This window comes from Ferrigenium sp. UT5 (assembly GCF_045866295.1).
Classification (GTDB): Bacteria; Pseudomonadota; Gammaproteobacteria; order Burkholderiales; family Gallionellaceae; genus Sideroxyarcus.
This window is the reverse complement of the sequence record NZ_BAAFRY010000003.1, coordinates 74,855-87,543: the sequence shown is the minus strand read 5'-3', so window position 1 is coordinate 87,543 and position 12,689 is coordinate 74,855. Positions and strand designations below refer to the sequence as shown.

The window sequence follows — 12,689 nt, the reverse complement described above, 5'->3', positions numbered from 1 at the left end:
TGGATTTCTGAACGCGCCTGAATCAACGATCACGGGGAATAGCCGACATGATGAGAGATAGTCTCGAAGCAAAAATCACGGGAAGCGGCCACGCCGGCATGCCCGATGCCGTGGCGATGCAAACGGCGATCGACCAGCATGCCATCGTGTCCATCGCCGACCGTCAGGGCAACATCATCGAGGTGAACGACAAGTTCTGCGCGATCAGCGGCTACGCGCGCGACGAGCTGCTGGGCCGGAATCATCGCATCGTCAATTCCGGCCTGCACCCCAAAGCCTTCTTTGCCGCGATGTATCGCACGATCTATGCCGGCCAGGTCTGGCACGGCGAGATTTGCAACCGGGCCAAACACGGCGGGCTGTATTGGGTGCAGAGCACCATCGTGCCGCTGTTCGACGCGGCGGGAGCAGTCGCCTCGTTCATCAGCATCCGCACCGACATCACCCAAAGCAAGTTGCAGCAACTCGTGCTGGAAGAGGCGCAGCGGCTGGGCAAGCTCGGGTACTGGCAGCTCGACCTGCAGAGCGGGAAACTGGATTGGTCGGCGGAGATCTACCACATCTTCGAGATCGATCCGGAGCGGTTCGGCGCGTCCTACCCGGCTTTTCTCGACCTGATTCATCCCGAGGATCGCAATCTGGTTTCCGAGGCGTATGAATCGTCGGTGGACGAGCGCCGCGATTACGCTATCGAACACCGCCTGCTGTTTGCGGACGGGCGTGTCAAATGGGTGTGCGAGCGCGGCCGCACCGAATATGACGCGCAGGGCAGGGCATTCAAGTCCATCGGCACGGTGCAGGACATCACGGCGGCAAAGGCCAGCGAGGAAAAGCTGCGCATCGCCTCCATCGCCTTCGAGACGCAGGAGGCGATCCTGGTGACCGACGCGAAGAACCGCATCATTGCGGTCAACCGCTCCTTTGAGCGGCTGACCGGTTACAGCGCTGCCGAAGCGATCGGGCGCGACCCCAGCCTGCTGAAGTCGGGCAAGCACGATGCGTCTTTCTATGCAGCGATGTGGAAGGCATTGCAAACCAACGGGTCGTGGTCGGGCGAGGTCTGGGACAAACGCAAGGACGGATCCCTTTATCCCAAGTGGCTGACCATCACCGTGGTGCGTGATGACAAGAACGAGATCAGCCAGTTCGTGGCGATCTTCATGGATATCAGCGAGCGCAAGCAGGCGGAGGCGGAGATTCATCGCCTCGCTTTCTATGACAGCCTGACCGGGTTGCCCAATCGCAGGCTGTTGATGGACCGGCTGGAACTGGCGCTGGCGACCAGCGCGCGCAGCGGCGAATGGGGCGCGCTGATCTTCATGGATATGGACAACTTCAAGACGCTCAACGACACGCGCGGACACCAGATGGGCGACCTGATGCTGGTCGAAGCGGCCCGGCGTCTCAAAACGTGTGTGCGGGAAGTCGATACCGTGGCGCGCCTGGGCGGGGACGAGTTTGTCGTGGTGTTGCAGAACATGGGGGTGACGGAAGTGCGTGCCGCCACCCTGACCGAATCGGTCGCGGAAAAGATTTCCTTGGCCATGAACACACCCTATTCGCTCAAGGGCTACCAACACCACTCCAGTGCGAGCATCGGCATCAGCCTGTTTCACGGGCACGACACCGGCATCGAGGAACTGCTGAAGCGGGCGGATACCGCGATGTACCGGGCCAAGCAGGGTGGGCGCAACCTGATCCGCTTCTTCGAGGAGGAGATGCAGGAAGCGGTGGTGGAACGGTCCGAACTGGAAACCAACCTGCGGCAGGCGCTCGAACAGGGCCAATTGCAACTGTACTTCCAGTCACAGATCGGGGCGGAGCACCAGATCACCGGGGCGGAAGTGCTGCTGCGCTGGTTCAGCCCGCAACTCGGCACGGTCTCGCCCGCGCGCTTCATTCCGGTGGCGGAAGAGAACGGGATGATCCTGTCCATCGGCGCGTGGGTGCTGGAAGGGGCGTGCCGTCTGTTGCAGGAATGGGCGATGGACGCGCAGAAGCGCCATCTGCAACTGGCGGTGAATGTCAGCCCCAAACAGTTCCGGCAAAGCGATTTCGTCGAACAGGTCACGGCACTGCTGCACCGTTACCACTTCGATCACGGCAAATTGAAACTGGAACTCACCGAGGGGCTGGTGTTGACCGACGTGAACGACACCATCGCCAAGATGAGCGCGCTCAAGCGCCTCGGCATCCATTTCTCGATGGACGATTTCGGCACCGGCTATTCGTCGCTTTCCTATCTCAAGCGGCTGCCGCTGGACCAGCTCAAGATCGACCAGAGCTTCGTGCGCGATCTGGCGACGGACAGGAATGACAAGGTGATCGTGCGCACCATCATCGACATGGCACGCAACTTCGGCCTCGATGTGATCGCCGAGGGGGTGGAGAGCATCGAGCACGTGAATATTCTGAAAAGCAGCCATTGCACCAGTTATCAGGGCTTCTTTTTCAGCAAGCCGGTGCCTTTGCCTGAATTCGAGGCGTTGTTGCCGCGGGGAGATGCGCCGCGTTCGTAGGCGCGAATATCGTGAAATCGATCACCCATTCGATTCTGCTGTTCCTGCTGCTCGGGCTGGCTCTGCCGGTGCAGGCGGCCGAGCGCGAGGTACGCATCGGCATCCTGGCATTCCGCCCCATCGAACAGACGCGGCAGCAGTGGCAGCTGACCGCGGATTTCCTGAATGCCCGCATCCCTGGCCACCACTTCACGATCGAGCCGATGTTTTTTCCCGAGCTGGACCGTGCGGTGGACGAGAAGCGCTTCGATTTCGTGCTCAACAATCCGGAGCATTACGTCACGTTGCGTGCCGCCCACGGACTGACTGCCATCGCCACCCTGATGCCGCTGGCGGAAGGACATCCGGTCAGCCAGTTCGGCGGGGTGATCTTTACCCGAGCCGACCGCGCCGACATCAACACGCTGGCCGACCTGCGCGGCAAGGCGGTGTCCGCAGTCGGTGAGAAATCGTTCGGCGCCTACATGATGCAGCGCTGGGCGCTGTTCCAGCAAGGCATCAAAATCAGCGAGGTCAGGCGCGTGAAGTTCACCGGTCTGCCGCAAGATAATGTCGTGCGCGATGTACTGAACGGCGAGACGGACGCCGGTTTCGTGCGCACCGGCATCATCGAAAGCCTGCAGCGCGAGGGCACGCTAAAGCCGGGCCAGTTGAAGATTCTCGACCCGCAACCGGCCGCCCTGTTCCCGCAACTGCTGTCCACCGAGCTGTATCCGGAATGGGCCTTTTCGGTGATGCCCGGCGTGCCGGAGCAACTGACTAAGGCGGTGTCGCTGGCGCTCTTTCGTATTCGCCGTGGTGATGCGGCGGCGACAACGGGTGATTATTTCGGGTTCACGCCGCCGGGCAATTACGCGCCGGTGGAGGCGGTGATGACGCGCTTGCGCATGCTGCCCGGGCAGCCGGTCGAATTCGATTGGCGCGACGTTGTTCGCCAATACGCTTTGGGGCTGCTTGCGGGGGGCTTGCTGCTGATGCTGAGCGTGTTGGCGGCCGCTTTGTATCTGGGGCGCAAGAATGCCGCGCTGCTGCGCGGCAACAAGGAGCGGGCGCGGCTGCAGGAGGAATTGCAGCAGGCCAATGCCCAGTTGCAAAGCAAGGTCAGGAAACGCACCGAGCAATGGCAGCAGAGCGAATCGCGCTTCCGCTTCATTTTCGAGGGGCATTCCTCGCCGATGCTGCTGATCGAGCCGGACAGCGGCCAGATCGTGAGTGCCAACGCGGCGGCCGCGGATTTCTACGGCTACACGGTCGAACAATTGCAACGCATGTCGATCGCCGAGATCAATACCCAGACGCCGGAAGAAGTGGCCGTTGAGCGCCAGCAGGCGCTGCGCGAGGAACGCAACTATTTCGTGTTTTCGCACCGGCTGGCCGACGGCAGCGTGCGCACGGTGGAAGTGCATTCGTCGCCGGTGATGGCCGACGGCAAGCCGCTGTTGTTTTCCATCGTGCACGACATCACCGATCGCCAGCAACTGGAAGCGCAGATGCGCGACATGGCGTTCTACGACACGCTGACCCGCTTGCCCAACCGGCGCCTGATGCTGGACCGCATGGGCAAGGCGCTGGTTTCGTGCGGCCGCAGCCACCGCCATGGCGCCCTGATGTTCCTCGATCTCGACCAGTTCAAGACGCTGAACGATGTGCACGGGCACGATATCGGCGATTTGTTGCTGGTGGAGGTGGCGCGGCGCATCGCGCTCTGCATCCGCGAGGACGACAGCGCGGCGCGCTTCGGCGGCGACGAGTTCGTGGTGATGCTGGAAGGGTTGTCGCACAGTACGGAAGAAGCGATGGTGCAGGCCGAGATAGTGGCGGAAAAGCTGCGCGCTGCGCTGGCACAACCATATGAACTGTCCGCGGGCGGGGGAGCGCCCCCCGTCGTGCACCATTGCTCGTCCAGCATCGGGGTCACCCTGTTCCGCGACCACAACGAGAGTCTGGACCAGTTGCTGCGCTGGACCGACATGGCGATGTATCGCGCCAAGGAGGCGGGGCGCAACACCATCCGCTTCTTCGATCCGGCCATGCAGACCGCCCTCGAACAGCGCGCCGCGCTGGAGGCCGACTTGCGGGGAGCCCTGGGACAGGGGCAATTCAGTCTGTTCTACCAGGTGCAGGTGAATGCGGCGGGCAAGCCGCAGGGCGCCGAGGTGCTGCTGCGCTGGCACCATCCGCAACGGGGGATGGTGTCGCCCGCGCAATTCATTCCGCTGGCGGAGGAGGCCGGTTTTATCGTGCCCATCGGTGCCTGGGTGCTGGACACCGCCTGTGCCCAGCTCGCGGCGTGGCAGGACCAGTTGCCATACCGCGACTTGTCGCTGTCGGTGAACGTCAGCGCGCGCCAGTTCCGCCAGACCGATTTCGTGCAGCAGGTGCGGGCGGCGGTGGAACGGCACGGCATCGCGCCGACCCTGCTCAAGCTGGAACTGACCGAGAGCCTGGTGCTGGACAACGTGGAGGACACCATCGCCAAGATGCGCTCCCTGAAGGAATTCGGGGTGCGTTTCTCGATGGACGATTTCGGCACCGGCTATTCGTCGCTTTCCTATTTGAAGCGTCTGCCGCTGGACCAGCTCAAGATCGACCAGAGCTTTGTGCGCAATCTGGCCACCGATTCCGGCGACAAGGTGATGGTGATGACCATCGTGGACCTGGGCATGAACTTCGAGCTGGATGTGATCGCGGAAGGGGTGGAGACGGACGCCCAGTTCGAGTTGCTGTACCGCTACGGTTGCTCCAATTTCCAGGGCTATCTGTTCAGCAAGCCGGTGCCGGTGGAGGCGTTCGAGGCGCTGTTTTCGTCCTGCAGATGGCGCGATTGATCCGTCCAGTGAACGGATAACGGTGCCCTTGATATAATTCCCGGTCGTGTCGCCATGGGCATCAGTCAGCCACTGAAGAAGGGTGTCCCGGGGCCGTGCGCCGACGCGCATCCCGGCCATGCCTCATGGCGGTTGGGGAATGTCCAGCGACAATCAACAGGAATGAAAAGGGAGCCAGCATCGTGTCTTTATCCGTCTTTGGGTTGAACCTGCTCTGCGTCGAAGGGGTTACCTGGTTTTTCGCGAGTGCCATGAGCAGGGCGCACCCCATGCGGACTCTGTCCGGTACTGGCGGCAAGAATTTGAGGGAAAGTTCGAACGCCAGCTTTTCTTGGGCTGGAGGGTCGGGATGCCTGATGCTGCTCGGTTGCCTGTGCGGTGCCAGCGCTGCCCTGGCCGCCGATGCCGCCTATTCCGAAGCGGAATTTCTTGAGGAATTGCCCACCGTTCTGACTGCATCGCGTTTGCGCCAGCCCATCTCGGAGGCGCCGAATGCGATGACGGTCATCGACCGCGACATGATTACGGCTTCCGGTTTCCGCAACCTGGCCGATCTGTTGAAACTGGTGCCCGGCATGTATGTCAGCTATTACAAGGGGGCGCAGCCGATTGTTTCCTATCATGGCTCGCTCGATCAATATGCGCGCTCGATGCAGGTGCTGATTGACGGCCGCAGCGTCTATCTGCCGCCAACCAACCTGGTGGACTGGGCGGCCTTGCCGATCATCCCGGCGGATATTGAACGCATCGAGGTGATACGCGGCCCGGCCGCCGCCTCCTATGGCGCGAACTCCGTGCATGGCGTGATCAATATCATTACGCATGAGGCGACGCTGTTTAACGGGACAAATGTGGCGGTCACCCGTGGCAACAACGGGATCAATGATGTTCAAGGCCAGTTTGGGGCGCACGGTGAAAAATTTGACTATCGCATGACCCTGGCCTACACCGCGGACAACGGTTATGACGACCGGACCGCGATGCATTTTCCCAGCTCTTTCCCGCAACTGATGAATAACAGCAATGACAGCAATCAGGCGCGGCTCCTGAACTATCGCGCGAATTATTATCCCCGCGAGGGCGATGACCTCGATATTCAATTCGGGGTGAGCCGGGATGTGCAGGGGGTGGGGTTCTGGGACAGCCACCTGCAGCGCAATCCGTTTCACGATTTGATCCACGAGAATGGTTTCCTGATGCTGACCTGGCAGCATCAACTGGGCAACGATTCCGAGCTTACCGCCCGGGTCGCGCACACCCGGAGCACGACACGGGAGCAGTTGAATCCGGGCGTTACTGCACAACCCGCCCGTAATGACGTGAATGTGGACGTCAGTGTGCTGACGGTGCAGCACGCGCTCGCGCTCGCGGCGGACAATCGGGTCCTGTATGGAATGGAACTGGAGCAGGATGACGCGCGCGGCACCATCCGTTTTCTGGAATTCACTCCCACCGTTCATCGCAACACGCTCAACCGGCAAGCCGCGCGCCTGTTCGCACACGACGAATGGCGCATCAGCCGGCAATTCGTCAGCAACGTGGGCGGAATGTGGGAAGACGACGGGCAAGGCAACACCCGGTTTTCGCCCCGTGGCGCACTCAACATCCACGTCGTTCCCGACCACACCCTGCGCGTTGGCGTGTCGGTGGCCTATCGCACCCCTTCGTTTACGGAACAGTACAACGCCCCCTCTTTGCCTTACCAGCTGGGCGACCGTTTTACGGTGGGCGTGCAGAAACTGGCGTTGGCTCCGGAAAAAACGCGATCGCGCGAAATCGGTTATCTGGGGCAATTCAACCGGCATGCCAGCTCGCTGGATGTGCGCATTTTCAAGGAGCAATTCAGCCACGGCATATTTCCGACCCGGACCGGATTTGCCAATGGCCTGACCGGCAGCTTTACCGGGGTGGAGACCACGTTCAAACATGATTTCGATGCGCAGACCCATCTGACGCTGAACCACGCGCGCGAATACGGGCGCAGCAATGTCCCGGCGCTGCAACCCGGTTTGCGCGATTTGCTGGCCGGGAGCATCCCGCGAAACAGCATGAGCGCATTGTTCATGCACCAATTTGCGCGCGGCTTCAGTGTCAGTGCGGCGGTTTACCGGCAAGGCGCGATGCAACCCTTTGACCGGGGCGTCATGGATTTTCAGCCCAAACAAAAACGGGTTGATGTGCGCGTGGCGCAGCAACTTAAACAGGTGCTCGGGATCAACGGGGAGTTGGCGGGGGTGGTGCAAAATCTGTTCAAGCAGAACTACACCGAATACGTTGCGAGCAACGTGTTCGATCAGCGTGCCTACGTCACTCTGAAACTGAACTTCTGACTTGGACCTGTTCGTGGGTTCGTTCAGCATCCGGATTGTTTTGTTGGGCACGCTGCAGCGGGTTGCAGCGGTGCTGTGGCGTCGTGCCCGGCGATGGGCGGCGTTGCTGCTGCTGGGGCTGTGTCTGCCCCTTTATGCCGCCCCGCTGCGCGTGAACGTCCTGTTGAGCGAGGCGGGCGGGAGCTATTCCGAATTGGCCGGCGCCTTGCGAGACGCACTGGATGCGGGCGCGTTCACGCTAACCATCGGCACATCTGCCGCTCCGCCGGAAAGCACCGATCTCTATGTGGCGGTTGGGATGAAGGCCTCTTTGGCCGTGTCGCATTCGACACGGCCGGTATTGAGTGTGTGGACGCCGCGCGCCACGGTTGACGCCATAAAGCGTCCCGCATTTTCCGCCCTCTATATGGAGCAACCCATTGCGCGGCACTGGGCACTGCTGCGTGCGGCATTGCCGGAGGTTCGTGCGGTAGGCGTGCTGTATGCAACCTTGCCGATGGAATTGCCCGGTTTAAGGCGCCTCGCGCGTGCGGACGGCCTGGTATTGCACGAACAAGTGGTGACAGAACCCGCGCAGCTTGGCGCAAATTTGGCCGAATTGATTGGGAAGTCAGATGTGTTGCTGGCCTTGCCGGACGCCGCCATCTATCGCCGCGACACGATCCGGAATATTTTGTTGCAAACCTATCGCCAGCGCGTGCCGCTGATCGGAATTTCCCGGAATTATGTACAAGCCGGCGCGCTGTGTTCGGTTTATAGTAGCCCCGTGCAAGTTGCGCATCAGGCGGCCGGGGCGATCGAATATTTCGCCGCGAACGGACATTTGCCGGCCAGCCAGTATCCGCAAGAATTCGAGGTGAGCGTCAATACCCAGGTTGCCCGCTCGCTCGGTTTGACGATTAAAGACGCAGCACAACTGCGCGCAGCCATCGGGTGGGGAGGATGAAACACTACGGCATTCAACGGCAGGCACTCGCCGTTGCCCTGATTCCAGTCCTGATTCTTGCGGCACTGTTGGAAGGCGCGTTCCTCTACTACCGCATGGGCGAGGAGGATCGGGCGTTGCTCGATCGCGCCGAACTGATTGCCAAGCAATTGGCCGTTTCCAGCGAGTATGCGGTGTTCGCGGCAAATCAGGGGGCGCTGCAACAATTGCTTGAAGGTGTGATGTGGCAGAAAGATGTGCAGGCGGTCAGGGTGCTGGATGGGGAGGGCAACCTGCTGGCAGTGGCGGGCAATTCAGGCTGGAATGAAATGCCGCCGGTGCTGGATGGTGAGTTGCTGTTGTGGCAAAACGACGTTTCGCTGTGTGTGTACCGGCCGATCGTTGCTACGCAACTGGCGCTGGATGACAGCGCGCTCAAGGCGCCCGTTCCTGCCGCCGGACGCGTGGAACTGCTGATGAGCAAACGCCGTCTGCATCAGTCGAAGTTTGAACTGGTGCTGTTCAGCCTGCTGTTGACGGCGCTGGTGTTGCTGGCGTCCGTATTAGTGGCGATGGGCGCCGCGCGCCGGATCACCCTGCCCATTTTTGGCATGCGCGCTGCTGTGCGCGATCTGGGCGAGGGACGACTGGATACCCGCATCGCGGAGATGCAGGTCATCGAGTTGAACGAGTTGGGGCAGGGCATCAACGAAATGGCGCTGCAACTCCAGCAACAGCAACAGCATCTGCAACTGCGCATCGATCAGGCTACCCAGGCGTTGCGCGAAAAGAAGGACGAGGCGGAGAAGGCCAATTTTGACAAGACGCGTTTCCTGGCGGCGGCCAGTCATGATCTGCGCCAGCCCATGCATGCGCTGGGCCTGTTCATGGGGGAATTGCATCACCGCATCAACACCCAGGAACAGCGGGAGATCGTGGATAAAGTGGAGGAAGCGGTCAGCGCGATGTCCGGTTTGCTGGAGTCGCTACTGGACATTTCCAAGCTGGATGCCGGGGTGGTCGTGCCGCAAGTGCAGGCAATCGATATTCTCCCGCTGACACGGCGCCTGCTCGAGGTTTTTCAGGAACAGGCAGCACAAAAATTCATCATCCTGCGTTTGCATTGCCGTGCCGTGCGGGTGTTCAGCGACCCGATCCTGCTCGAGCGGATCATGCTTAATCTGTTGGGCAACGCAGTTCGCTACACTCCCCCGCATGGCACGGTGCTGTTGGCCTGCCGCATGCGCGGGAACCGTCTGCGCATCGAAGTCCGCGACAACGGTACTGGCATCGCCCCGCAGGATCAGACCAGAGTGTTTCAGGAATTCGTGCAACTGGAAAATGCAGCACGGGAGCGGAGCAAGGGGCTCGGCCTCGGACTGCCCATCGTCGAACGTTTATGCAAGCTGCTGCAATACCCGCTGACGTTGCATTCTGCCCTCGGTGTGGGTACGACATTCAGCGTTGAAGTGCCGCTGGTTCAGGCGCTGTCACAACTTCGGGCGGAACCGACCCACCCATTGCTCGGGACAGACGGGGCTGGTCAGGAATTTTCCGGCCTGAAGGTGCTGGTGGTTGACGATGATGAACTGGTGCGCAAGGGCACCAACGGATTGCTGACTTCCTGGGGTTGTCTGGTCAGCACCGCAGAAAATCTGGTGGAAGTGAGGGCATTGCGCGACCGGACGTTCGATCTGGTGATCAGCGATTATCGCTTGCCGGACGGGAACGGATTGGAGTTGTTCGACTGCATTCAGGCGAACTGCGCGGTCAAACCGGCCTTCATTCTGATCAGCGGAGACATCTCACCCGAAATTCTGCAGCAGGTGGCGGCGCACGGACTCCCTCTTCTGCATAAACCGGTGCGTCCGGCCAAACTGCGATCCCTGATGCGCTCCCTGCACAAGCACTGATTTCAGGCTGAAGCGAGCCGGGCCAGTGCGGCCGGATCCAGCACCTCGATCTGCTCGCGTCCCAATCTGACCCAGCCTTGGTCGGCAAATCCTTTCAGCAAACGGCTGACCATTTCGCGCGCGCTGCCCAATTCATCCGCAATCGCCTGATGGGTCGAATGAAGCGGCGAGGGGCGCGCAACGAGCAGGGCGGCCAGGCGTTGGTCCAGTTTCTGAAAGGCGACCGCGGTGACCAGTTGCATCAGGTCGGTCAGGCGTTCCGTGAATAAATTGAACACGTAGGTGCGGAAATTCCGGCTCTGGTTGAGCAGGGAATGAAAGAGGGGGGCGGGCAACAGCACCATGCTGATTTCTTCCTCGCAGACACCGCGCGCCTGATATCGGGTGTGGCCGAGCAGGCAACTGCTGGTGAGGATGCAGCTTTCGCCGGGCCGTACGCGGTACAACTGCAACTCGCGACCGCTGGTCGAGGCCTTGATCACCCGCAGGCTGCCGCCGAGCAGCAGCGGGAAACCCTGACACGGTTGATCTTCATCAAACACGGTGGCCCCGGCGGGCACGGTCAATGCAGTCGCGCCTGAACACAACTGTTCCATCATTTCGGTCGGCAACTCGGCCAGCATGGGGTAGTGCTGCAACAGACGGTCGCGCATGTTGCGGTCGAGCATGGCTATTCCTGGCGCATCTGCGGGAACAGGATCACGTCGCGGATGCTGGCAGAATCGGTCAGCAACATCACCAGGCGGTCGATGCCGATCCCTTCGCCGGCGGTCGGTGGCAGACCGTATTCCAGGGCGCGCACAAAATCGCTGTCCTTGAACATCGCCTCTTCATCGCCCGCATCCTTGGCGGCCACCTGCGCATCAAAGCGGCGCTCCTGATCTTCCGCATCGTTCAATTCGGAAAATCCGTTGGCGATCTCGCGCCCGACGATGAACAGCTCGAAGCGCTCGGTGATCTCGGGGTGGGCATCGGAAGCGCGGGCGAGCGGGGAAGTCTCTACGGGATAATCGACGATGAAAGTCGGCTCAAACAGGTGCGCTTCGGCCAATTCCTCGAACAGGGAAAGCTGCAAGCCGCCGACCGCGTCGTGCGGGTTGTATTTCGCTTTCAGGTCTTTCAGTTCGCTGACGAGGAAAGCGCGGTCATTCAACTGCGCTTCGGTGAATTGCGGATGGTATTTCCGGATCGCCTGCACCATGGTCAGGCGGTGGAAGGGTTGACCCAGATCCAGCGTCTTGCCCTGATAGCTGATGACGGTCGTGCCCAGCACCGTGCGCGCCACCTCGGCGAACAGGCGTTCGGTGAAATCCATCAGATATTTGTAATCGCGATAAGCCTCGTAAAACTCGATCATGGTGAACTCTGGATTGTGCCGGGTGGACAGCCCCTCGTTGCGGAAATTGCGGTTGATCTCGAACACCTTTTCGAAACCGCCGACCACCAGACGCTTCAGATACAACTCGGGCGCGATGCGCAGGTACAGCGGCATGTCGAGCGCGTTGTGATGGGTGATGAAGGGTTTTGCCGATGCGCCACCGGGGATCACGTGCATCATCGGCGTCTCAACTTCCAGATAGTTGTCGCGAATAAAAAAATCCCGGATCGCCTGTACGATTTTAGAGCGGGTGAGGAACGTGTTGCGCGTCTGCTCGTTGGTGATGAGATCGACGTAGCGCTGGCGATATTTCTGCTCCTGGTCGCTGAGTCCGTGGAATTTCTCGGGCAGGGGGCGCAAGGCCTTGGTCAGCAGGCGCACCTGCGTGACGCGGACCGAAAGTTCGCCGGTTTTGGTTTTGAACAGCACGCCGACCGCGCCGAGAATGTCGCCGAGGTCGAAATGCTTGAACTCGGCATGCGCGGCCTCGCCGGCATTGTCATTGCTGATGAACAACTGGATGCGGCCGCTCATGTCCTGGAGCGTGGCAAAACTGGCCTTGCCCATCACGCGCTTCAGCATCATGCGGCCGGCGACTGCAACCTCGATCGGCGCGGCTTCCAGTTCGTCATGCGTTTTTTCGTCGAATTCGCGATGCAGGTCGCCCGCCAGATTTTTGCGTTCGAAGTCGTTCGGGAAAGCGATCCCCTTTGCGCGAATCGCTTTCAATTTGACGCGGCGCTCCGCGAAGATCTGATTTTCGTCCGGCAGGAGTGGGTTCTGTTCGTTGGTCATG

Annotated in this window: 7 protein-coding genes; 5 read left to right on the top strand and 2 right to left on the bottom strand. The window is 60.7% G+C overall.

Annotated features, from left to right (window positions below; all coding sequences use genetic code 11):
* Positions 1-47: 47 nt before the first annotated feature.
* The 5 genes from ACKTSJ_RS01810 (at position 48) to ACKTSJ_RS01790 (ending at position 10,515) form a co-directional block, all read left to right on the top strand.
* Positions 48-2,519, top strand: a complete 2,472-nt coding sequence (locus tag ACKTSJ_RS01810; RefSeq protein ID WP_407896802.1) for an EAL domain-containing protein — start codon at positions 48-50, stop codon at positions 2,517-2,519.
* An 11-nt stretch (positions 2,520-2,530) separates the two neighbouring features.
* Entirely contained in the window at positions 2,531-5,347 is a 2,817-nt protein-coding gene (locus ACKTSJ_RS01805) for an EAL domain-containing protein (protein ID WP_407896800.1), read from the top strand.
* 356 nt (positions 5,348-5,703) lie between these two features.
* A complete protein-coding gene (locus tag ACKTSJ_RS01800; RefSeq protein ID WP_407896798.1) occupies positions 5,704-7,677 on the top strand; it encodes a TonB-dependent receptor plug domain-containing protein in 1,974 nt (657 codons plus the stop codon).
* Between the two features lies 1 nt (position 7,678).
* Entirely contained in the window at positions 7,679-8,623 is a 945-nt protein-coding gene (locus ACKTSJ_RS01795) for an ABC transporter substrate-binding protein (RefSeq protein ID WP_407896796.1), read from the top strand.
* Complete coding sequence (locus ACKTSJ_RS01790) at positions 8,620-10,515, top strand: ATP-binding protein (protein WP_407896794.1); 1,896 nt, start codon at positions 8,620-8,622, stop codon at positions 10,513-10,515. The genes ACKTSJ_RS01795 and ACKTSJ_RS01790 overlap by 4 nt, the downstream gene beginning before the upstream one ends.
* 2 nt (positions 10,516-10,517) lie before the next feature.
* Here the strand turns inward: ACKTSJ_RS01790 and ACKTSJ_RS01785 are convergent, their stop codons facing one another.
* The gene (locus ACKTSJ_RS01785) at positions 10,518-11,183 is read right to left on the bottom strand and encodes a Crp/Fnr family transcriptional regulator (RefSeq protein ID WP_407896792.1); all 666 of its coding nucleotides are present in this window, start codon (positions 11,181-11,183) and stop codon (positions 10,518-10,520) included.
* Positions 11,184-11,185: 2 nt separating this feature from the next.
* Complete coding sequence (gene lysS / locus ACKTSJ_RS01780) at positions 11,186-12,688, bottom strand: lysine--tRNA ligase (RefSeq protein ID WP_407896790.1); 1,503 nt, start codon at positions 12,686-12,688, stop codon at positions 11,186-11,188.
* Position 12,689: the final 1 nt, after the last annotated feature.